Below are 23,232 nucleotides of genomic sequence, written 5' to 3' on the forward strand. Positions count from 1 at the left end.
CTCATTGCGTGTGATGTCCGTTTACTTCTTGCCCTTGTCGGGTTCGCTGATGAAGCGCATGCCAGCGGCACGAATCGCGAAACCGTTCGGATAGCGCAAGTCCGCATACTCGATATCCTTTCCCCAACGTTGCGTCACCGCGTTCCACGCCGCGGTCAGGCGCCTGCTCCGATCGAGCAATGTGTCCTGATTGCGTTCGCGTCCAAGTTCCACCTGCATGCCGTTCGACAGCTTCACCGTCCACGCGTAACGCGGCGACAGCGTGACTTCTTCGGGCGTCGCGCCCAACGGCGCAAACCACTTCTTGAAGTCGCTATAACGCGCGACGACTTCCTTGGCCGTACCGTCCGGTCCGTCGAACGCGGGCAGCTCTTCTTCGAGCTCGCCCTGGTTCGCGGTGAACAGTTCGCCGTCCACGCTTACCAGTTGATCGCTGCCCCACGTTCCTAGCGGTTTGTACTCTTCAAGCGTGACAGCCAGTGCGTTCGGCCAAACCCTCCGCACACTCGCGTGACGCACCCATGGCATCTGCTCGAACGCCTGGCGCGCGACGTCGAGATCCACCGTAAAAAAGTTGCCTTTCAAGCGCCCTACTACACCCGCGCGCACCGTCGGCGAATTGATGTGCTCGGTGTCGCCGTCGATCTGGATTTCGCGTAACGCGAAATTCGGACGCTGGATGAGCCAGTAACCGCCTGCCGCCAGCAGCACGAGCACCAGCAACGCATGCAATGCGTTGGCGGCGAGATTGAGCTGGCGAACGTTGTTCCACATGGAGTTGCTTTCGGGTTGCCCCGGTTAGTCCTTTGTTAATCCTTGAGCGTCAGCGCCAACACGCCGACCACCAGTTCCTGATAGCTGATGCCCACCGCACGCGCCGCTTTCGGCGGCAGCGAGTGATCGGTCATCCCAGGCGCCGTGTTCACTTCGAGGAAGTACGGGTTGCCATCTGCGTCGAGCATGAAATCGGCACGACCCCAATCGGTGCAGCCAAGTACGTCGAACGCGCGGCGCGCCAGCACTTTCAGGCGCGACTCTTCGTCAGCCGCCAGACCGCACGGAATCAGATACTGCGTGTCGTTCGCGATGTACTTCGCGTGGTAGTCGTAAAACTCGCCGGCCGGCACGATGCGGATCACCGGCAGATCCAGATCGCCGGCGATACAGGCCGTAAATTCGCCGCCGCCCTCGATGCTCTTTTCCACCACGACGATCTTGTCGTACTTGACCGCTTCAAGCAGCGCTGCCGGCAATGCGTCGGCGCTTTTCACCTTGATCACCGCGACGCTTGAGCCTTCGCTGGCCGGCTTCACGAACAGCGGCAAGCCAAGCTTCGCGACGATGTCTTTTGCGCGTGCTTCGTAGTCGTCGCCGCGCAGCACGGCCTCGAATGGCGGCGTCGGAATGCCGAGTTGCTGCCACACGAGCTTGGTGCGGAACTTGTCCAGACCCAGCGCCGAGCCGAGCACACCGCTACCGGTGTAACGGATGCCGTAAAAATCCAGCGCACCCTGAATCTGGCCGTTTTCGCCATAACCGCCGTGCAACGCGTTGAACGCGCGCACGAAGCCTTCGTCCTTCAATGCGGCGAGCGGACGCTCGGCCGGATCGAACGGATGCGCGTCGATACCGGCGTCGCGCAGACCTTGCAGCACGAGGCGGCCGGAATTGAGCGACACCTCGCGCTCGGCGGAATCCCCACCGAGCAGCACTGCTACTTTGCCGAACTGTTTAGGGTCGATGCTGCTCATTTCACTCACACCTTCGTTTCTTGCGCCAGGCGACCCGGCACACCGCCGATCGAACCCGCGCCCATCGTGATCACCACATCGCCGTCGCGCACCACTGCTGAGAGCGCGTCCGGCACTTCATCAACCGTATCGACAAACACCGGTTCGACCTTGCCCGCCACGCGCAACGCGCGCGCGAGAGCGCGGCCATCCGCGGCGACGATCGGCGCTTCGCCGGCCGAATAAACTTCGGTCAGCACGAGCGCGTCGACGGTCGACAGCACCTTCACAAAATCTTCGAAGCAATCGCGCGTACGCGTGAAGCGGTGCGGCTGGAAGGCCAGCACCAGACGCCGCCCCGGAAACGCGCCACGCGCCGCCGCAACCGTTGCCGCCATTTCGACCGGGTGATGGCCGTAATCGTCGACCAGCGTGTATGCGCCGGCCGGATTGCCTTCCGATACGACCGGCACTTCGCCGTAGCGCTGGAAGCGTCGGCCCACGCCGTTGAAATCCGCCAGCGCTCGCTGGATATCGGCATCTTTCACTTCAAGTTCAGTCGCAATTGCAATTGCGGCCAAAGCGTTCTGCACGTTGTGCTCGCCCGGCAGGTTCAAGACGATGTCGATCGGCGCCGCGTCTTCGCGCATTGCCGTGAAATGCATCTTGCCGCCGTGCGCTTCGACGTTGACCGCGCGCACCTGTGCGTCCGGCGCAAAGCCGTAACGGATGATCGGCTTCGACACGAACGGCAGGATCTCCTTCACGTTCGGATCGTCGACGCACAGCACCGCGATGCCATAGAACGGCAGGCGGTGCGTGAATTCGATGAACGCCTGCTTGAGCCGCGCGAAGTCGTGGCCGTAGGTGTCCATGTGATCGGCGTCGATGTTCGTGATGACTTCGATCACCGGGAACAGATTCAGGAACGACGCATCCGACTCGTCCGCTTCGGCGACGATGAAATCACCCGTACCCAGACGCGCATTCGCGCCCGCGCTGATCAGGCGACCGCCAATCACGAACGTCGGATCGAGCCCGCCCGCCGCCAGCACGCTCGCCACTAGCGAGGTGGTCGTGGTCTTGCCGTGCGTGCCGGCAATCGCGATGCCCTGTTTCAGGCGCATCAGTTCCGCGAGCATCACGGCGCGCGGCACGATCGGAATTCGGCGATGACGCGCGGCCAGCACTTCCGGGTTGTCGCTGCGCACTGCTGTGGAAACAACCACAGCGTTCGCGCCTTCGATGTTCTCCGCCGCATGGCCGATCGCGATGCGTGCGCCGAGTGCGGCGAGGCGATCGGTGATCGCGTTGCTCGACAAATCCGAGCCGCTCACCTGATAGCCGAGGTTGACCAGCACCTCCGCGATGCCGCTCATGCCGACACCGCCGATGCCGACAAAGTGAATGTGTTTGACGATGTGTTTCATTGCTTTCCTTCTGGGCTCGCGCCCGAAATCGAACCCGCCACAGTCGCGCAAATCTTTGCGACCTGTTCCGTGGCGTCGGGTTTCGCGAGCGAGCGCGAACGCTCTGCCATCTCTGCGAGGGTTTCTCGCGTCTGGCTGCGCAACCAGTCGGCGAGCATTTCCGCCGACAGATCGCGTTGCTGCACGACCAGCGCCGCACCGTTGTCGGCGAGGAACGCTGCATTAGTGGTTTGGTGATCGTCTACTGCAAACGGGAACGGCACGAAGAATGCCGCCACGCCTACTGCTGAAATCTCCGACACGGTCATCGCACCCGAGCGGCAGATCACCAGATCCGCATTCGAGTACGCGCTTGTCATGTCGTCGATGAAAGGCACGAGTTCCACATCGGCACCGGCCTGCAGGCACGCTGCCGCATAGTTCTCGCGCAGTGCTTCAATATGCTTCGCGCCCGCCTGATGCACGATGCGCGGACGTTCATTCGGCGCCAGCAGCGCAACCGCGCGCGGCACCACTTCATTCAACGCCGCCGCGCCCAGACTGCCGCCCACCACCAGTACATTCAACGGACCGCTGCGCGCTGCGTAGCGTGCTTTGGGTGCAATTGCGCCCGCAAGTTCCGCACGAATCGGGTTTCCGGTCCATTCGCCATGCGGCAGCGCATTCGGAAATGCAACCAGCACGCGTTTCGCGACTTTCGCGAGCACCTTGTTGGCGAGACCCGCAATCGAATTCTGTTCATGCAACACCAGCGGACGGCCGCTCAATGCGGTCATCAAACCCGCCGGGAACGTGATGTAACCGCCCATGCCGAGCACGACATCCGGCTTCACGCGACGCAGCACACTCAAACTCTGCGAGCAGGCGCACAGCAGATTGAGCGGCAGCATCAGCTTGGTCTTCAGGCCCTTGCCGCGCAGCCCGCCGAAGCGCACATATTCCATCGGGATGCCGTGCTTCGGCACTAGCGTGGCTTCCATGCCCGCGGGATTTCCGAGCCATACGACCTTCCAGCCCCACGCCTGCATCAGGTGCGCGACCGCGAGCCCCGGGAACACGTGTCCCCCGGTGCCACCGGCCATCACCATCAGCGTGCGTTGCGGGAGAGCCGTCATACCTTCCCTCCGCGCATGAGCACCCGGTTCTCGTAGTCCACACGCATCAATACGGCCACTGCCACGCAGTTCAGCACGATGCCCGAGCCGCCGTAGCTGACGAGCGGCAACGTCAGACCTTTGGTCGGCAGCAGGCCGAGATTCACGCCCATGTTGATAAAAGTCTGCGCGCCGAACCAGATGCCAACGCCCTTCGCGACTAACCCGGCAAACGTCCGGTCAAGTGCGAGCGCCTGACGGCCGATCTCGAACGAACGGCGCACGATCCAGTAAAACATCAGGATCACGACGAGCACTCCGACAAAACCCAGTTCCTCGCCGATCACCGCGAGGATGAAGTCGGTATGTGCTTCCGGCAGGTAGTTGAGCTTCTCGACACTGCCGCCCAAACCCACGCCAAACCATTCGCCACGCCCGAACGCGATCAACGAGTGCGTCAATTGATAAGCCTTGCCTTGCGCGTAACGGTCGTCCCACGGATCGAGGTAAGCAAAGATCCGCTCACGACGCCACGGTGATGCCCATACCAGCAAGCTGAACGTACCGACCGCAGTCGCCACGAGGCCGCCGAACAGCTTGCCGTTCACGCCGCCGAGGAACAACACGCCCATCGCGATCGCAGCGATCACCATGAACGCGCCCATGTCCGGCTCAAGCAGCAGCAACGCGCCGACGAGACCCACTGCAACTGCCATCGGCAGAAAGCCCTTGGCGAAGCTGTGCATGTATTCCTGCTTACGCACCGTATAGTTCGCCGCGTAAATCGTCACGGCCAGCTTCATGATTTCCGACGGCTGCATGTTCGTGATGCCGAGCGGAATCCAGCGACGCGCGCCGTTCACGCCCTTACCGACGTGCGGGATCAGCACGATCACCAGCGCGGCCAGCGAAATCAGGAACAGCTTCGGCGCGTACTTATCCCACGTCGAGATCGGAATGCGGAACGACACGACGCCGATCACCGAGCCCATCACCACGAAAATGATCTGGCGCACGAGGAAGGCATAGTCGCGGTACGACGCGTACTTCGGCGAATCGGGCATCGCGATCGACGCCGAATACACCATCACGACGCCGAGCCCGAGCAACGCGACGACCACCCACAGCAGCGAGTGATCGTAGTCGAGCATCCGCGAGCGCAGCGGACGCACGCCGTTCACGGCGCTCGCGAGACCACTGCCGCCGGTGCGGCCGGAGGTGCGGCCCGTGCTACCCGTATCGCCATTGCCGGCACGGGAGCCGGCCAGGCGCGAACCGAAACGTTCCGACCAGCTCATATTATCGTCCCCCGTTCAGCCGCGATGTCTTCCACCGTGCTGCGGAACACCGCCGCGCGATGGGCGTAACCCTTGAACATGTCAAAGCTCGCGCAAGCCGGCGACAGCAACACGGCGTCCCCGGGTTGCGCCAATGCGGTGGCGGCCCGCGTCGCGTCTTCGAGCGTCGCGTGGTCGGTCATTGCGATGCCGGTGTCTTCCAGCGCGGCGCGGATCTGCGGTGCGTCGCGGCCGATCAGCATCACGGCGCGGCACCAGCGCATCACCGGCTCGGCGAGCGGCTCGAAATCCTGACCCTTGCCGTCGCCACCGGCGATCAGCACCGCACGCTGCGCGAGACCGTCGAGCGCAGCAACCGTCGCGCCGACATTGGTGCCCTTGCTGTCGTCGACGTAATCGACGCCTTCAATCGAGGCGATCAATTCCACGCGATGTGGCTCGCCACGGTATTCGCGCAGACCGTGCAGGAGCGGCGCGCCAGGCAGACCGATCGCGCGCGCCAATGCGTACGCGGCCAATGCGTTGGCGGCGTTGTGCAGGCCACGGATACGCAATGCGTCCGCCGGCATCAGGCGCTTGAGCGCGATGTTCTTCGGTGCCGCCACTTCGTTCTTGCGACGGCGCGTCGGCGCGGGTTCGTCGCTGACGTCGCGATCGTGCGCTTCGACCAGCCAGATCATGCCGTTGTCGCGCAGCAGACCATAGTCGCCGTCGTTCTTCGGCTCGGTCACGCCGAACGTGACCATTGCGACGTCACCGTCCGAAGGCGTGAGCGCCATCACTCGGGCGTCATCGCGATTCAATACGCGCACGGTTTGTGTACCGAAGATGCGGCCCTTCGCGGCAGCGTACGCATCCAGGCCACCATGCCAATCCAGGTGATCTTGCGTGATGTTCAAGACGACCGCTGCATCCGGAGTAAACGTGTGTGCAGTTTCCAGCTGGAAGCTCGACAGTTCCAGCACCCACACGTCAGGCAACGCGGTGTTGTCGATCGCTTCGCTGAGCTTGTCCAGTGCCGCCGGGCTGATGTTGCCCGCCACCGCGACCTTCTTGCCGGCGCGTTCGCACAAGAGGCCAGTGAGGCTCGTCGTCGTGGTCTTGCCGTTGGTGCCGGTGATCGCGATCACCTTTGGCGCATAGCCGCTTTCGCCAAGCGTCTTCAATGCTTGCGCGAAGAATTCGAGTTCGCCCCACACGGGGATGTCTCGCTCACGCGCCGCAGTGATGAGCGGCAGCAAGTCAGCGGCGAGCGGCGACAACCCCGGGCTGATCGCGACGAGTTCGACGCCTTCGAGCAACGAGAGCGAGAACGGGCCGCCGACGAACTCGGCATCGACGCTGTGCGCTTCCAGCGCGGACAGGTTCGGCGGCACTTCGCGCGTATCGGCCACACGCAGCCGACAGCCGTGCCGCGCGCACCAGCGCGCCATCGCGAGACCGGATTCACCGAGTCCCAGCACGAGCACCATCGGCTTTTGCCGATCCCGAAACTTCTCGCCAAACATCGCCTGCTTCCCCTAAATACGACTTAACGCAACTTGAGCGTGGACAATCCGAACAGACACAACATCAACGTGATGATCCAGAAGCGCACCACCACCTGCGTTTCCTTCCAACCCGACAATTCAAAATGGTGATGCAGCGGCGCCATTTTGAAGAGACGCCGCCCTTCGCCGAAGCGGCGCTTGGTGAACTTGAACCACGTCACCTGCAACATCACGGAAAGCGTCTCCGCGACGAAAATGCCGCCCATGATGAAGAGCACAATTTCCTGACGCACGATCACGGCGACCGTGCCAAGTGCGCCGCCGAGCGCGAGCGCCCCGACGTCGCCCATGAACATCTGCGCCGGGTGCGTGTTGAACCAAAGGAACGCGAGCCCTGCCCCGCCCATCGCCGAACAGAAGATCAGCAATTCACCGGCACCGGGGATATGCGGAAACAGCAGGTACTTCGAATAGACCGAACTACCCATCACATAAGCGAACACACCGAGCGATGCACCGACCAGCACGACCGGCATGATCACGAGGCCGTCGAGACCATCGGTGAGATTGACCGCGTTACTCGCGCCGACGATCACCAGATACGTCAGTACGATGAAGCCCCATACGCCGAGCGGATAGCTGATCGATTTAACGAACGGCAGCATCAGGTCGGCGCGCGCCGGCAAGCCCATCGACAAGCCGCTGCGCACCCACGCCATGAACAGGTCGAACACGCGCACGTTGCTCGCTTCGGACACGCTGAATGCGAGATACACCGCCGCGAACAGGCCGATCACCGACTGCCAGAAATACTTTTCGCGCGACGACATCCCGCGCGGGTCCTTGTAGACCACCTTGCGGTAATCGTCGACCCAGCCGATCACGCCGAAACCGAACGTGACGAGAATCACGATCCAGATGAAACGGTTGGTCAGATCGGCCCACAGCAACGTTGCCACGGCGATGCCGAGCAGAATCAACACGCCGCCCATCGTCGGCGTACCGGATTTGACGAGGTGCGTTTGCGGACCGTCTTTACGAACGGCCTGACCGACCTTCATCGCGGTCAGCTTGCGGATCACCGCCGGGCCACAGACGAGCCCGATCAGCAGCGCGGTGATGGTGGCCATCACCGCTCGGAAAGTCAGATAACTGAACACGCGCAAGAAGCTTGCGTCATTCTGCAGCCATTGCGCCAGCGCCAGTAGCATGCTTCGGTCCTTCTATTTCAATGTGCAGCGGGCGTATTGCCCGCTGCGTTGGGTTGTGGACTCGTTACGGCGTCCACCACGCGTTCCATTTGCATGAAGCGCGAGCCTTTCACGAGAAGCGTTGCAGCGGCGCCAAAACCCGCCTGCTGCAATTGCGCGACCAGCGTGCCGACATCGGCCACGTGATGTGCGCCCGTGCCATACGCGGTGCAGGCGTCGCGCGAGGCGTCGCCCATGGCGTACAGGACGTCGATACCGCGTTCTTTGGCGTAGGCACCGATTTCACGGTGAAACGCCGGGCCGTTGTCGCCGACTTCGCCCATGTCGCCCATCACCAGCACGCGCGGTGATTCGCGCGACGCGAGTACGTCGATCGCCGCGCGCATTGAATCGGGGTTCGCGTTGTAGGTGTCGTCGATCACCGTTGCGCCGGCGAGTGTGCCGAGCGCGGCGCGCTTCACCTGCAAACGGCCTTTCACGGCGCCGAACGATTCGAGGCCGCGCTTGATTGCGTCGAGCGACACGCCTGCAGCGAGCGCGGCGGAAGTCGCGGCCAACGCGTTGTGCGCGTTGTGGTTGCCGAGCACTTGCAGCGTGACGTCGACGTGGCCTTCCGGTGTGTCGATGCTCAGAACGTTGCCGGTGAACGTGCCGGTTACGGCGGCTTCGGTCACGCGCTCGGCGGTGTTCAAGGCGAAGTCGATGATGCGGTTGCCGGTTGCGGCGACGCGCCAGATGCTTGCGTAGGCATCATCGGCCGGGAACACGGCGACGCCTTCCGGCGTGAGCGCGTGAATCACGCTGGCGTGTTCGAGCGCAACGGCTTCGACTGTCGCCATGAATTCCTGATGCTCGCGCTGTGCGTTGTTCACCACCGATACCGTCGGCTCGGCGATCTTCGCGAGCAGCGAGGTCTCGCCCGGATGGTTCATGCCGAGTTCGACCACCGCCAGTTGATGCGCGGCGTGCAGACGGAACAGCGTGAGCGGCAAGCCGATATCGTTGTTGAAGTTGCCAGCAGTCGCGAGGCGTGCGTCCGCGCCGACCGCAGCGGCGAAGATCGATGCGATCATTTCCTTGACCGTCGTCTTGCCGTTGCTGCCCGTCACGGCGACGAGCGGCATGCTGAATGTGCGCCGCCAGCCGCGCGCAAGTGCACCGAGCGCGAAACGCGTATCGGCTACGCGCAAAGCGGGCACGTGCCAGTCTTGAGGCGTGCGCGTCACCAATGCCGCCGTGACGTTACGCGACGCGACTTCCGGCAGGAAATCGTGCGCATCGAAACGCTCACCCTTGATCGCGACGAACAGATCGCCCGGACCGACACTGCGGCTATCGGTCGAAACACGTTCGAACGTGACGTTGTCGTCACCCAGCACGGTGGCGCCGGGGATCAGCGCAGCGGCTTCACGCAGCGAGAACATTGCGGTACGCCGCCCGGTCATTCGCCACCTCCGCGTGCGTGCGTCGCCCGTGCGGCGAGCGCAAGGCGAGCATGGTCCTGATCGGAGAACGCGCGTTTCTTACCCATGATTTCCTGTGTTGCTTCGTGCCCCTTGCCGGCCAGCACGATGACATCTTCGCGCGCGGCGCAGCGGATCGATTGCAGGATCGCACTTGCGCGGTCTTCGATGCGACGGGCCTTCGACGCGTCTTTCATGCCTGCGGCAATCTGCTCGATGATCGACTGCGGATCTTCGCTGCGCGGGTTGTCGCTCGTCACGACGACGCCGTCGGCGAGCTTCTCGGCGATCGCGCCCATCAGCGGACGCTTGGTCGCGTCGCGGTCGCCGCCGCAACCGAACATGCAGATCAGTTCGCCGCCGCGTGCGGCCGCCATCGGGCGCAGTGCTTCCAGGGTCTTTTCCAGCGCGTCCGGCGTGTGCGCGTAATCGATCACGACGAGCGGCTCATCGTTCTGCAAACGGCCGCCGAGACGCTGCATGCGGCCATTTACCGGTTCGAGCTTCGCCAGTTCGGCCAGTGCGGCGTCAAAAGGCACATCAGCGGCAAGCAATGCGCCGAGTACGCCGAGCAGATTACTGACGTTGAAAGCGCCGAGCGTTTGCACTTCGACGTCGGCATTGCCCCAGTCGGATGTGGTCAGGTGAAACGCGGTGCCGATCGCGGTGGCGCGCACGTTCGAGGCGAGCAGCAACGCGTCGGCTTGCGGCGCGTCTTTGAGCGCTTCGTCGAGACCGAAGGCGACCGTGCGAGCATGGCCCTTCGTGCTCGCGAGCAGCCGACGACCTGCAGCGTCGTCACGGTTGATCACCGCGGCGCGCAGTTCCGGCCATGCGAAAAGACGCGCCTTCGCCGTTTCGTACGCTTCGAACGTACCGTGATAGTCGAGGTGGTCCTGTGTGAGATTCGTGAACACGGCGATGTCGAACGCCGTGCCGTTCACGCGGCCTTGATGCAGCGCGTGCGACGACACTTCCATCGCGACTGCTTGAGCGCCGGCATCGCGCAATTGCGCGAGACTGCGTTGCAGTTGCGGCGCGTCGGGCGTCGTGAAACCGGTGTGTACGAGTTGACCCGGCAGACCGGTGCCGAGCGTGCCGATGATCGCACAACGCTTGCCGAGCGCGGTCAAGGCTGCCGAGATCCATTGGCTGCAGGAGGTCTTGCCGTTCGTGCCGGTGATACCGACCGTCAGCATGCCGTCGCTCGGATCGTTATACCAGGCGCTCGCAATCGAACCGGCGAGTTCGTTCAACGCCGGCACGGCCAGCGTAGTGGACGAATCGATCGCACCGCTAAAGCCTTCGGGCTGAACCAGCACGGCTGCCGCGCCACGCTCGATCGCGCCGTCGATGAACGGACGGTTGTCCGCGCCGTCGACCGCATAGGCGAAAAACGCGTCGCCCGCTGCAAGCGAGCGCGTGTCGGCGTGCAGATGCGCGCCTGGCTGCACGCGAGCGTGCAGCCAGTTGAGTGCGTCGGCAATTTGCCGGTGCGCTGGGTGCTTCTTACGCAGCGCGCTCATCGCACAACTCCGGGATGGCTTTTCGCGTTGGCGGAAATCGTCATTTTCTTCGCGCCGGCGCTGGTGGAAAGTTTCTTGACCGTTGCGGGCGAGGGCGGTGCGCCTGGCGCAGCAGGCGCTGAGTCGTCCGACACGACCATCTGTTTGACCGGCATATCCGGCGGCACATTCAGCGAACGCAGCGTGTCGCCGACAATCGACGAGAACACCGGACCGGACACCTGACCGCCGAAGTGGCTGCCCGCCGTCGGTTCGTCGACCGACACGGCGACGACGATGCGCGGATTCGGCATCGGCGCCATGCCGACGAACGAGGCGCGGTACTTGGAGTGGTCGTAGCCGTGAGCACCATGCTTGTACGCAGTGCCGCTCTTGCCGCCGACGCGATAGCCCGGCACGGCCGCATCCGGCGACGTGCCGCCAGGCGCCGTGACGGTTTCAAGCATCGCCCGCACTTCGCGAGCGGTGGTGGGCGCGAAAATTTGCGGCCCCGTGGCCGGCTGATCGCCAGGCGTGCGGAAAATCGACACCGGCATGATCTCGCCGTCATGCGCAATCGCGGTGTACGCACGGCCCAACTGGAACAGCGACACCGACAAGCCGTAGCCGTACGACATGGTCGCCTGTTCGATGCGGCGCCAGCTCTTCCACGGACGCAGACGGCCCGCCGCCGCGCCCGGGAAGCCGACCTTCGGCGCCTGGCCGAGACCGATGCTGGTGTACATGTTCCACATCTCTTCGGGCTTGAGCTGCATGGCGATCTTCGTCGCGCCGATATTGCTCGACTTCTGGATCACGCCGCCTACAGTCAGCACGCCGAACGCGCTGTCGTCGGTAATTGGCGCACCGTCGAGCACAAAGCGGCCCGGCCCCGTATCTACCAGTGTAGTCGGCGTCACGCGGTGCAGGTCGAGCGCGAGCGACACCGTGAACGGCTTCATGATCGAACCCGGCTCGAAGGTGTCCGTGAGAATGCGGTTGCGAAGTTGGTCGCCTGTGAGGTGCGAACGGTCGTTCGGGTTGTACGTCGGGTAGTTAACCAGCGCGAGCACTTCGCCGGTTCGCACGTCGATCACCATCGCCGCGCCGGCCTTCGCCTTGAATTTCTCGACGGCCGCTTTCAGGTTCGTATAAGCGATGTACTGGATCTTGCTGTCGATAGAGAGATCGACGTCCTGGCCGTTGTGCGGCACGACCTGTTCGTCCACATCCTCGATGATGTGACCCATGCGGTCCTTAATGACGCGGCGGCTGCCCGACATGCCGGCCAGCAACTTCTGGTCGCCGAGTTCGACGCCTTCCTGGCCTTCGTCTTCCACATTGGTGAAGCCGATCAGGTGAGCCGTGATCTCGCCTTCCGGATAAAAGCGCTTGTACTCGTCGCGTGCGTAAATGCCGGGGATGTCCAGCTCGGTGACTTTCTCGGCGACGTCGACCGGCACCTGCCGCTTCACGTAGACGAAGTTCTTGTCCTCGGACAGCTTGGCGCGCAACTCCTTGTTCGTCATGCCGAGCAGCTTGCCGAGCTGATTCAGCTTGTCGGCCCCGAGGTCGTCCGGCACCGAATCGGGAATTGCCCAGATCGCGCGCACCGGCAGACTCGTGGCGAGCACGAGGCCGTTGCGGTCGAGAATCTTGCCGCGCGTGGCCGGCAGTTCGAGCCGGCGCTGATAGCGGATTTCACCCTGCTTCTGATAGAAGGCGTTGCCCGGCCCCTGAATCCAGAAGGCGCGCGCGGTCAGCGCGACAAACGCCATGAACAGCATGAACACGACGAGTTTCGAGCGCCACATGGGCAGGCGCACCGACAGGATCGGGTTCGCCGAAAAGGCGACGCTTTTGCGAGTCGACGATTTTTTCATCGCACGCCTCCGCGACGGCTCGCGACCGGCGCCGACGCCGGGCCGGAAGTCGGGATCGGTGCGTCCTCAGCCTTGGCGGCGCCCGGATCGAGCGTCAGGTACTGGGTGCGCCCGGTCGTGACTGATTGCATCTTCAGGGAATCAGTGGCGATCTGCTCGATGCGCGACGTCTTCGACAACGCGCTCTGCTGATATTGAAGCTGCGAATAATCCTGCTGCAACTGGCGCTCCTGCGATTGCGCGCGCTGCAACTGGATAAAGATCTGACGCTGCTGATTGGTAGCGTTGACGACCGACAAAGCGCAGCCCATCACGATCATCAGCAGGAAGATATTGAGGCGGCTCATGGCGCGATCCGCTCCGCCACACGCATCACGGCAGAACGGGCGCGCGGGTTCGCGGCGACTTCAGCGTCGCTGGCGAACACGCGGCCAATGATTTTGAGCGGAGGGCTCGGCAAATCGACCGCACGAATCGGCAGACGGCGGTCCACCGCAGGCGTACTGGCGTGCGCCTGCATGAATCGTTTGACGATCCGGTCCTCGAGCGAATGAAAGCTGATGACCACCAGCCGCCCCCCTTGCTCCAACAGCGACAACGCTGCTTCTAAAACGACTTGCAGCTCCGCAAGCTCTTGATTGATGTGAATCCGTATAGCTTGAAAGGTGCGGGTTGCCGGATCCTTGCCCTTCTCACGGGTTTTGACGACGTTAGCCACGATTTGGGCAAGCTCGCCCGTGCTGACGAGAGGCCCAAGACGGTCGGACTCTGCCCGGCGAGCAACAAGCGCCTTTGCAATCTGAAAAGCAAACCGTTCTTCCCCATAATCTCGTATCACCTCCGTCAGTTCCTGCACCGTGGCCCGCGCCAGCCAGTCAGCCGCAGACTCGCCGCGCGTCGGGTCCATCCGCATGTCGAGCGGGCCGTCGGCGCGGAAACTGAAACCCCGCTCCGGGTCGTCGACTTGCGGCGACGACACGCCCAGATCCAGCAAAACACCCGACACCCGCCCTACCCCGCGCTCCGCAATCGCGTCACGCAGTGAAGCAAAACTCTCGTGCACGATGCCAAAGCGCGGATCCGCAATCTGCTGGGCCGTGGCGATGGCGAGCGGGTCTTTGTCGAACGCGATCAGGCGTCCGGCTTCACCCAGCTTCTCCAGCACCAGGCGGCTATGACCGCCGCGCCCAAACGTACCGTCCACATAAACGCCGTCCGCGCGCGTGACCAGCGCTTCAACCGCCTCTTCCAGCAGCACCGTGCGATGCTGCAATTCGTTTCCCATCGCAGGTGCCATATATGTAGTCCGCGATCAGAACGTGAAATTCTTTAACGCTTCGGGCATGCCCTCAGCGATCGCTGCCTGTTCCTTTGCTGCGTAAATTTGTGCGTCCCACAATTCAAAATGACGACCCATGCCGAGCAGGTTCACTTCCTTTTCCAGCGAGCCGGCCGCGCGCAATTCCGGCGACACGAGCACGCGGCCCGCGCCGTCCATATCGACGTCCATGGCATTGCCGAGAAAAATGCGCTTCCACCACGCCGCGTTCATAGGCAACTTGTCGACCTTGTCGCGAAAGATCTCCCATTCCGGGCGCGGAAAGAGCAACAGGCAGCCGTCCGGGTGCTTGGTGATCGTCACCCGGCCCTCTGCCTGTGTTTGCAGCGCGTCCCGATAGCGAGAGGGAATCGACATCCGCCCTTTCGCATCGAGCGTCAGCGCCGACGCCCCTTGGAACACTTCGCTCTCCCGTGTCGGCGTTTTTTTCGCCGGCTGTCCGATTCGTGAAAATCTACCCGAAACCGCCTGTGAGATCACACAAAAATACACTTTCTCACACTGTCTCCCACTTTAGAGTAACGCTAAACAGGGGTCAAGGGAGATACGCGCTTTTCGAGCGAATTTTGTTTGTTAGAACAAGGACTTAGCGCGACTCCTTCACGTCAGACATAAAACGGAAAACCGTTATAAATGAATGAGCTAGTGAATCTTGTGAAGGTGATACGTGAAAAGTGCGAGGGAAAGGCGCGGAATGTAAGAGATCGTGAAGCGGGATCGGGAGGTGTTTGCTGGCGTTCCGGGTATTTCAAGCGGACGGCGCGCGAGGCGCCGCCCCACTCTCAGGCGGTGCGTGAGCAGAGGTCTCGGACCTATATATAGTAGGCGGTGCGTGTCATGACTTTCGATACCGCTCGCATCAGCGCTCGCGCAGGGAACGGTAGTTCGACGCCGCCCGCGTCCATGGCGGATTTGCCGTGCTCCGCTTCATCTACGCGCATCTGTTCGACGATCGCGCGTGACTCGCGGTCGGCCGCAGGCAACTGATCCAGATGGCTATCCAGATGCTGTTCGACCTGGCGCTCGGTTTCGGCCATGAAGCCGAGACTCACCCGATCACCCAGGCGGCCTGCCGCGAGGCCGATTGCCAGCGCACCTGTATACCAGAGCGGGTTCAACAGACTTGGACGCGAATCGAGCGCCTCGAGGCGTTTGGCGGTCCACGCCAGATGATCCTCTTCTTCTGTGGCAGCGTGATTAAACACAGCTCGCAAAGACGGCGACCTGGTAGCAAGTTTTTGAGCCTGATAAAGCGCTTGGGCGCACACCTCACCGACGTGGTTCACACGCATCAAACCGGCCGCATGCGCGCGTTCCGCCGGGGAGAGCTCGGCAGGCTCCGCCGCCGATTCTTGCGGAATCGGCAATGGACGACTCATCCGCGACACGCCGGTTATTGAGCGTAAACCCCTATCAAACTCGCTAATCAACTCGTCCAGAAACATTCAGCACTCCCTGATTCGACAACCGCCCCGCCGCGCTGACAGGTCCCCGCGACAAGACTTTGCGGGGTAAACCCGGCGTCGCGAAGGCCTTGAATTCAAACGATTCCGACGGCCAATTTCAGATTTTAGACCATGTTGCGTAAACGAAACAGGACCGGTCCCGGCCGTCTCCTTTTTCTTTGTGCCATGTAGGCCTTTTGTTACATTACGTGCAACTTCTCGCGAAGTTGGACAAGCAAGGCCTCAACGCTAGACAAATATTCGCCTTGTACAAAAGATTCGTAATCCTTGGAGATCATTCGATGAAAAAGTCGCTTCTCGCTCTCGCAGCACTGGGCGCATTCGCAGGCGTCGCTCATGCTCAGAGCAGCGTGACCCTGTACGGTATTATTGATGAAGGCTTCAACATCAACACCAACGCTAACGGCAAGCACCTGTACAACCTGTCCAGCGGCGTTCTGCAAGGCTCGCGCTTCGGCCTGCGCGGCACCGAAGATCTGGGCGGTGGTTTGAAGGCAATCTTCGTGTTGGAAAACGGCTTTGACGTGAACACCGGCAAGCTGGGTCAAGGCGGCCTGATGTTTGGTCGTCAAGCTTACGTCGGCCTGTCGACGAGCCAGTTCGGCACGGTTACGCTGGGTCGTCAGTACGACTCCGTGGTTGACTATGTCGGTCCGCTGGAAGCCGGTGACCAATGGGGTGGCTCCATCGCAGCTCACCCGAGCGACCTCGACAACTTCAACAACTCGTTCCGCACCAACAACACGGTCAAGTACACGAGCGCAAACTACGGCGGCCTGACGTTCGGCGGCACGTACAGCTTCGGCGGTCAAGCCGGCAATTTCTCGCAGAACCAGATCTGGTCGTTGGGCGCTGGCTACAACAACGGCCCTCTCGTTCTCGGCGTTGGTTACTTGAACGCACGCACCCCGGCAAATTCGGGCGGCCTGTTCAACACGCCTGCCACGCCGTCTGCGGCAGCCGCAGCTGTGACGTCGGGCGTGTACACCGGCTTCGCGTCGGCTAACACGTACCAAGTCATTGGTGCAGGCGGTGCATACACGTTCGGCGCAGCAACGATCGGCGCAACGTACTCGAATATCCGCTTCGGGAACTTGGGCGCTACGTACCATTCGCCGTTCGCGGGCCAATCGGCTACGTTCAACAATGCGGAACTCAACTTCAAGTATCAGTTGACCCCGGCGTTACTGGTCGGCGCAGCATATGACTACACCCGCGGTGCGGAAATCCAAGGTCAATCGCGCGCTCAGTACCACCAAGGTGCAGTTGGCGTGGATTACTTCCTGTCCAAGCGTACCGACGTGTACGTGACGGGTGTGTACCAGCACGCTTTGGGCGAGACGCTGAACACTGCAGGTGGCCTGACTCCTGCAACTGCATCCATCGCCAGCATCACCCCGTCGGCGAACCAGAACCAGTTCACGGCTCGCATCGGTATCCGCCACAAGTTCTAATAAGTCGTAATAAAGCAGTTTGCCTCAAAGGCGCCTTCGGGCGCCTTTTTTTATGGCCGCGCACCCGCGCAGATCAGACTTGGTTGGCGTGGAGGCGACGGGCCAAAGAGAAAGGCCCGGCAGACTTCCGTCTGTCGGGCCTTTCTCTTTCTTTCGTGCAATGCTTTACTTCGCGCCCGCTTTGGTCGGGCCGATGGGCCTGATGCGCTTACGCCCGGCCGTCGCGCAACTCGCGACGCAGAATCTTGCCAACATTGCTCTTAGGCAACTCTGTACGGAATTCGACGATCTTCGGCCGCTTGTAGCCGGTCAATTGCTGTTTGCAATACGCGAAGATATCCGCATCGGTAAGCGCCTGATCCTTCTTCACTACAAACAGCTTCACCGCTTCGCCCGAATGCTGATCCGGCACGCCGACCGCGGCGACTTCGAACACGCCCGGCAGCTTGGCAACCACGTCCTCGATCTCGTTCGGATAGACGTTGAAGCCGGAGACCAGAATCATGTCCTTCTTCCGATCGACGATCTTGACGAAGCCATTTTCGTTCATCAAGCCGACATCGCCCGATTTGAAGAAGCCATCCGGTGTCATAACCTTGGCCGTTTCGTCCGGGCGGTTCCAGTAACCCGCCATCACTTGCGGGCCACGGATGCAGATTTCTCCCGGCTGGCCGAGCGGCACCTCATTGCCTTCGTCGTCGCGAATCGAGATTTCCGTCGACGGCAGCGGCAAACCGATCGTGCCACTATATTCCGTAACGGTGACCGGATTGCAGGTGACGCACGGCGAGGTCTCCGACAGACCGTAGCCCTCGATGATCGGCCTATGTGTGTGCTCGAACCAGCGCTTGGCGACCGCTTCCTGCACCGCCATCCCGCCGCCATTTGCTGCGATCAGCTTCGAAAAATCCAGTTTGTGGAAGTCTGGGCTGTTCAACATCGCGTTGTACAGCGTGTTGACGGCGGGAATCGTCGTGATCGGATAACCTTCCAGCGCCTTGATCATGCCGGGGATATCGCGCGGATTCGGAATCAGCACGCCGAGGCCGCCAGTACGGATCGTCAACAGCCCGCAGACCGTCAGCGCAAAGACGTGATAAAGCGGCAACGCAACAACCGTGACGAACTGATCGATGTCCTTGCGGTTCGCGCGAACCGGATCGAGCCAGATTTCCGACTGCAACACGTTGGCGATCAGGTTCCGATGCAGGAGCGTCGCGCCCTTGGCCACGCCGGTCGTGCCGCCTGTGTACTGTAGAAACGCGACGTCGTCTGGACCTTGCTGGACCGGCTTAAAACTCTGGCGACCGCCTTCGGCGATCGCCGTGTTGAATTTGACGTGGCCCGGTAGACTCCACGCCGGTACCATTTTCTTCACGCGCCGCACGACAAAATTCACCAGCGCGCCCTTCACGCCCATCAGATCGCCCATTGCGGCGACGACGACGTGCTTGATCGACGTATTGCGCACGATCGCCTGCAGCGTGACAGCGAAGTTTTCGAGCAGGATGATCGCTTCCGCGCCGCTATCCTTGAGCTGATGCTCGAGCTCCCGCGGGGTGTAGAGCGGGTTCACATTCACCACAACGTAGCCCGCGCGCAAGATCGCCGCAATCGCGACAGGATATTGCAGCACGTTCGGCATCATGATCGCGATGCGCGCGCCGCGGGCAAGACCCTTCGACTGAAACCACGCGGCCAGCTTGCGCGAGAGCTCGTCGAGCTCGCCGTAGCTGATCTCCTTGCCCATGCAGACAAACGCCGGTTTGGCGCGGTGGTCGCGGAAGGCTTCTTCGAGCAGTTCGGCGACGGACGAATAGCGAGTCGGGTCAATCTCTGCGGGAACGCCGGGTGGATAAGATTTCAGCCAGATTTTGTCCATGCAGCGTCTCCTCCTTTATTTTCGAATGGTCGTGCTAAAAACGCATCGTAGCATGGGCTTCCCTGTGTTATTCGTGAAAAGCGGCCAGGTTAGACTGCAACCTCGAACCCGTTAAGAGCCGTTGCAGCGGGATTTTTGAACGTGCTTCAGGCGCGTTCGACTTCGACGAGGCAGTCGTAGAACGTGGCTGATCCACCCAGATCGGTGAGCGCCTGGCTGGTGACCTGATTGGCGTTGCAGCCGTCAGGCGCGAGCTTCTTCCACCAGATTGACAGGCCGACCACGAGCCCTTTACGTGTCTTGTCGGTGACACGGGCGCGCGCCTGCATCGCGCCACGATCGTTGAATATGCGCACCAGGTCACCGTCGGCGATGTTTCGCTGCTGCGCGTCGGCCGGGTGGATGTCCAGGTGCGGCTCGCCTTCTGTCGAGCGCAGGCTTTCGATGTTCACGAAGGTGCTGTTCAGGAAGTTACGGGCAGGCGGCGAGATCATCGCAAGCGGGTAACGAGCGGCGAGTTCAGGCGCACCGTCTTCGGATTCGTAAGGCGGCAGGTAGTCGGGCAACGGATCGAGCCCTTGCAGCGCGAGGCGCTCGCTGAAGAACTCGCATTTGCCGGACGGCGTGCGAAAGCCGCCCTCTGCGAATGGCGCGTCAGGCAGATTCAGTGCGGCCCAGCCGGTTTTCTTTAGCGAGTCCCAGTTCACGCCTTCCAGCGTTTTGTCGTTCCAGCGGAAAGCAGACTGCGCGATAGCGTCGTCACTCTCGTAAAGCGCCGGTTCCTGCAGGCCCATGTGGCGCGCCAGGCCGCGAAAGATTTCCGTGTTCGGGCGTGCATCGCCGACCGGCGCGATCGCCGGCAAGTTGGCCATCACGTGCGTGTGTCCGTACGACTTGTGCACGTCGAGATGCTCCAACTGCGTCGTGGCAGGCAAAAGCAGATCGGCGTAGTCCGCGGTGTCGGTCTGAAAGTGCTCGAGGACGATCGTGAACAGATCTTCGCGTGCAAAACCTGCGGCGACCCGTTCCGAGTCCGGCGCGACCGCCACCGGATTCGAGTTGTAGACGATGATCGCCTCGACTTTCGGGCCGAACGTGGCATCGCCCGGATGCAGCAACGCGTCGCCGATTGCGTTCATATTGATGACGCGCGAAGTCTTGGCGGGCCAGCCCGGCATCAGGTCCGGCCGCTGCAACGCGTGCGAGTCCACTGGCGCCCATCCGCCCGAAGACAGCAACACACCACCCGCCCGCTCGCGCCATGCACCTGTCAGCGAAGGTAAGCAGGCGATTGCGCGCACAGCGTTACCGCCGCCACGCACCCGCTGCAGGCCATAGTTCATCCGGATCGCGGCCTTTTTCGTGCTGCCGTAAAGGCGCGCAAGATTGACGATCACCTGCTCGTCGACACCGCAGATTTGAGCAGCACGTGACGGCGGATAACTGAGCGCGCGGACCTTCAGTTCAGCAAAGCCCAAGGTATGAGCCGCGATGTAGGCGTGATCGAGAAGATTTTCCGTGATCAACACGTTGATCATGCCGAGCGCCAAAGCGCCATCAGTTCCGGGTTTCAGCGCAATGTGCTGGTGGCATTTTTCCGCCGTCAGCGATCGATACGGATCGATCGCGATCAGCCTTGCGCCGCGACGCTTGGCTTCCTGGGCGCGTGTCCAGAAGTGCAGGTTCGAAGCGATGGGGTTCGAGCCCCAGATCAGGATGACCTCGCTTTCGCCGAAAAACTCGGTGAGCATGCCAATGCCGGCGCCGTAGGTGTATTTCAACCCCGCCGCACCGGCGGCTGCACAAATCGTGCGGTCTAACTGCGATGCGCCGAGTTTGTGAAAGAACCGTTGCGCAATGCTGTCGCCTTGGACCAGACCCATCGTACCAGCGTAGCTGTAGGGCATGATGGCTTCGGGCGCACGGCTCGCGATCTCCGACAGGCGCGTTGCCGCGAACTCAAGCGCCTCATCCCAACTGATCGGCTCAAAACGGCCTTCGCCTTTGCGGCCGACGCGCTTCATCGGTGTCGTCAACCGATGCGGATGGTGCACCCGCTCGGCATAGCGGCTGACCTTGGTACATAGCGCGCCTTGGGTCGGCGGATGATCGGGATCGCCGACGACCTTGATCGCCCGTCCGCCTTCGACGGTCACGCGCATCGCGCAGGTATCAGGGCAATCGTGCGGGCACACCGCGCGGGCGAATTCAGTCGGAGCATTCATCGGCGATCCGTCCAGGAGAGCGTTAAGCGGTGGGGCAATTCCGAATTTTATTACGTCCTTTGCCCGTTGCCCCGTATGGTGCCGCCAAAAACGCCTTCGGCGTAGAATCGGTTATCAACGTGCCCGGGCAATATGGCCCCGAGCGATTCCACGCAAAGCAAAGCACAAGCGCACCATCATGAAACTGATCCCAGAAATTCAGGCCGCCCACGGCGAAATTCAAACCCTTCGACGAACCATTCATGCCCACCCCGAGCTGCGTTATGAAGAAACAGCAACTGCGGATCTGGTTGCCCGGACACTTGAGTCCTGGGGCATCGAGACTCATCGCGGATTGGGCAAAACGGGCGTAGTCGGCGTACTGAAGCGCGGTAACGGATCGCGCTCGATCGGACTGCGCGCCGACATGGACGCGCTGCCGATTCAGGAGCTAAACAGCTTCGACCATCGCTCGCAGAACGACGGCAAAATGCACGCGTGCGGCCATGACGGACATACTGCGATGCTGCTTGGCGCGGCGCGCCATCTGGCCAAGCACGGAGAATTTGACGGCACGATCGTATTCATCTTTCAACCGGCAGAAGAAGGCGGTGCCGGCGCACAGGCAATGATCGACGATGGCCTGTTTACGAAGTTTCCGGTCGATGCAGTCTTCGGCATTCACAACTGGCCGGGCATGCCGTCAGGCCACTTCGGCGTGACCGAAGGCCCGATCATGGCGTCCAGCAACGAATTTCGCATTGAAATCAAGGGCGTGGGTTCACACGCGGCACTCCCGCACAACGGACGCGACCCCGTGTTCACCGCGGTTCAGATTGCGAGCGGGCTGCAAAGCATCATCACGCGAAACAAGAAACCGCTCGATACCGCCGTATTGTCGATCACCCAGATTCACGCTGGCGACGCCCTCAATGTCGTCCCCGACGATGCGTGGATCGCAGGGACCGTGCGGACGTTTACCACCGAAACGCTCGATCTGATCGAAACACGCATGCGCAAGATCGCCCAGAGCACGGCAGAGGCTTACGATTGCTCGGTCGATATCCACTTCCATCGAAACTACCCGCCGACCATCAACAGTAGCGAAGAGACCCGCTTCGCGGCGGCGGTCATGAAGGAAATTGTCGGCGTGGAAAATGTCGATGACGCGGTCGAACCGACGATGGGCGCCGAGGATTTTTCATTCATGCTGCTGGCGAAGCCGGGCTGTTACGCATTTCTCGGTAACGGCGACGGTGGGCACCGGGACTCAGGACATGGTGCCGGGCCTTGCATGCTGCATAACGCGAGCTATGACTTCAACGACGAGCTATTGCCAATCGGCGCGACGTATTGGGTTCGGCTGGCGCAGCGATTTCTGGCACAAGAGAAATAAAGCGGCTGAATGGATCTGGGAGACGGCTTGTGATTCGGCCGTCGCTGCCACTGTGCGTATGTCGACGCGCGGCGCTACTGATGTCGGACGTGCTTATCTGGAGCTGACGCGGTACGCGAACGCGCTGCGGATCGGGAAGGAGTGAGACCAGAAGAGCCGGAGCGCTTCGAGGGTCTGACGGCGGCGATGTTTTCTGCGCCTGTTTTTGCCGGGTAAACGCAGAAACCCCACCTTTGCGGGGTGGGGTTTCTGGTCTTGCAGGGGAGCCTGACGATTACCTACTTTCACACGGGAATCCGCACTATCATCGGCGTGGAGTCGTTTCACGGTCCTGTTCGGGATGGGAAGGGGTGGGACCGACTCGCTATGGTCATCAGGCATGACTTG

18 protein-coding genes and 1 rRNA gene are annotated in these 23,232 nt (G+C 61.7%); 2 read left to right on the top strand and 17 right to left on the bottom strand.

The window, feature by feature from the left end:
* Positions 1-21 precede the first annotated feature (21 nt).
* The 14 genes from FSO04_RS02320 to coq7 form a co-directional block, all read right to left on the bottom strand.
* Entirely contained in the window at positions 22-774 is a 753-nt protein-coding gene (locus tag FSO04_RS02320; RefSeq protein ID WP_154558151.1) for a cell division protein FtsQ/DivIB, read from the bottom strand.
* Positions 775-809: 35 nt separating this feature from the next.
* Positions 810-1,751: a D-alanine--D-alanine ligase gene (locus FSO04_RS02325; RefSeq protein WP_097393451.1), complete on the bottom strand. Its 942-nt coding sequence runs from the start codon at positions 1,749-1,751 to the stop codon at positions 810-812.
* A gap of 5 nt (positions 1,752-1,756) precedes the next feature.
* A complete protein-coding gene (gene murC / locus FSO04_RS02330; protein ID WP_154558152.1) occupies positions 1,757-3,160 on the bottom strand; it encodes a UDP-N-acetylmuramate--L-alanine ligase in 1,404 nt (467 codons plus the stop codon).
* The gene (murG, locus tag FSO04_RS02335; RefSeq protein ID WP_154558153.1) at positions 3,157-4,275 is read right to left on the bottom strand and encodes an undecaprenyldiphospho-muramoylpentapeptide beta-N-acetylglucosaminyltransferase; all 1,119 of its coding nucleotides are present in this window, start codon (positions 4,273-4,275) and stop codon (positions 3,157-3,159) included. Before murG ends, murC begins: the two co-directional genes overlap by 4 nt.
* Positions 4,272-5,552 carry a putative lipid II flippase FtsW gene (gene ftsW / locus FSO04_RS02340; protein ID WP_154558154.1) on the bottom strand — a complete coding sequence of 427 codons (1,281 nt, stop codon included), beginning with the start codon at positions 5,550-5,552 and terminating at the stop codon, positions 4,272-4,274. Before ftsW ends, murG begins: the two co-directional genes overlap by 4 nt.
* Positions 5,549-7,060, bottom strand: a complete 1,512-nt coding sequence (gene murD / locus FSO04_RS02345; protein ID WP_154558155.1) for a UDP-N-acetylmuramoyl-L-alanine--D-glutamate ligase — start codon at positions 7,058-7,060, stop codon at positions 5,549-5,551. The genes ftsW and murD overlap by 4 nt, the downstream gene beginning before the upstream one ends.
* Before the next feature lie 23 nt (positions 7,061-7,083).
* A complete protein-coding gene (gene mraY / locus FSO04_RS02350) occupies positions 7,084-8,253 on the bottom strand; it encodes a phospho-N-acetylmuramoyl-pentapeptide-transferase (protein WP_154558156.1) in 1,170 nt (389 codons plus the stop codon).
* Between the two features lie 17 nt (positions 8,254-8,270).
* Positions 8,271-9,698 (bottom strand): UDP-N-acetylmuramoyl-tripeptide--D-alanyl-D-alanine ligase, encoded by a 1,428-nt coding sequence (locus FSO04_RS02355; RefSeq protein ID WP_174825269.1) that lies wholly within the window; start codon positions 9,696-9,698, stop codon positions 8,271-8,273.
* Positions 9,695-11,242, bottom strand: coding sequence for a UDP-N-acetylmuramoyl-L-alanyl-D-glutamate--2,6-diaminopimelate ligase (locus FSO04_RS02360; protein WP_154558157.1), 1,548 nt, complete (start codon positions 11,240-11,242; stop codon positions 9,695-9,697). Before FSO04_RS02360 ends, FSO04_RS02355 begins: the two co-directional genes overlap by 4 nt.
* Positions 11,239-13,104, bottom strand: a complete 1,866-nt coding sequence (locus FSO04_RS02365; protein ID WP_154558158.1) for a peptidoglycan D,D-transpeptidase FtsI family protein — start codon at positions 13,102-13,104, stop codon at positions 11,239-11,241. The genes FSO04_RS02360 and FSO04_RS02365 overlap by 4 nt, the downstream gene beginning before the upstream one ends.
* A complete protein-coding gene (gene ftsL, locus FSO04_RS02370) occupies positions 13,101-13,451 on the bottom strand; it encodes a cell division protein FtsL (RefSeq protein WP_115781101.1) in 351 nt (116 codons plus the stop codon). The genes FSO04_RS02365 and ftsL overlap by 4 nt, the downstream gene beginning before the upstream one ends.
* Positions 13,448-14,401, bottom strand: a complete 954-nt coding sequence (gene rsmH / locus FSO04_RS02375) for a 16S rRNA (cytosine(1402)-N(4))-methyltransferase RsmH (RefSeq protein ID WP_154558159.1) — start codon at positions 14,399-14,401, stop codon at positions 13,448-13,450. The genes ftsL and rsmH overlap by 4 nt, the downstream gene beginning before the upstream one ends.
* Before the next feature lie 15 nt (positions 14,402-14,416).
* Complete coding sequence (gene mraZ / locus FSO04_RS02380) at positions 14,417-14,845, bottom strand: division/cell wall cluster transcriptional repressor MraZ (RefSeq protein ID WP_025647927.1); 429 nt, start codon at positions 14,843-14,845, stop codon at positions 14,417-14,419.
* A gap of 410 nt (positions 14,846-15,255) precedes the next feature.
* Positions 15,256-15,888, bottom strand: a complete 633-nt coding sequence (coq7, locus tag FSO04_RS02385; RefSeq protein ID WP_154558160.1) for a 2-polyprenyl-3-methyl-6-methoxy-1,4-benzoquinone monooxygenase — start codon at positions 15,886-15,888, stop codon at positions 15,256-15,258.
* Positions 15,889-16,190: 302 nt separating this feature from the next.
* Here coq7 and FSO04_RS02390 point away from each other — a divergent pair, with 302 nt between their 5' ends.
* Positions 16,191-17,363 carry a porin gene (locus tag FSO04_RS02390; protein WP_154558161.1) on the top strand — a complete coding sequence of 391 codons (1,173 nt, stop codon included), beginning with the start codon at positions 16,191-16,193 and terminating at the stop codon, positions 17,361-17,363.
* 208 nt (positions 17,364-17,571) lie between these two features.
* Here FSO04_RS02390 and FSO04_RS02395 read toward each other — a convergent pair whose 3' ends face one another.
* Positions 17,572-19,245 (bottom strand): long-chain fatty acid--CoA ligase, encoded by a 1,674-nt coding sequence (locus tag FSO04_RS02395; protein ID WP_154558162.1) that lies wholly within the window; start codon positions 19,243-19,245, stop codon positions 17,572-17,574.
* A gap of 146 nt (positions 19,246-19,391) precedes the next feature.
* A complete protein-coding gene (locus tag FSO04_RS02400; RefSeq protein WP_154558163.1) occupies positions 19,392-21,470 on the bottom strand; it encodes a molybdopterin-containing oxidoreductase family protein in 2,079 nt (692 codons plus the stop codon).
* A gap of 178 nt (positions 21,471-21,648) precedes the next feature.
* Between FSO04_RS02400 and FSO04_RS02405 the strand changes: the two genes are divergently transcribed.
* Complete coding sequence (locus FSO04_RS02405; RefSeq protein ID WP_154558164.1) at positions 21,649-22,845, top strand: M20 aminoacylase family protein; 1,197 nt, start codon at positions 21,649-21,651, stop codon at positions 22,843-22,845.
* A gap of 265 nt (positions 22,846-23,110) precedes the next feature.
* Here the strand turns inward: FSO04_RS02405 and rrf are convergent.
* Positions 23,111-23,223: ribosomal RNA gene (gene rrf, locus FSO04_RS02410) — 5S ribosomal RNA — on the bottom strand.
* Positions 23,224-23,232 lie beyond the last annotated feature (9 nt).

The sequence above is a fragment of the Paraburkholderia madseniana genome, from assembly GCF_009690905.1.
Classification (GTDB): Bacteria; Pseudomonadota; Gammaproteobacteria; order Burkholderiales; family Burkholderiaceae; genus Paraburkholderia; species Paraburkholderia madseniana.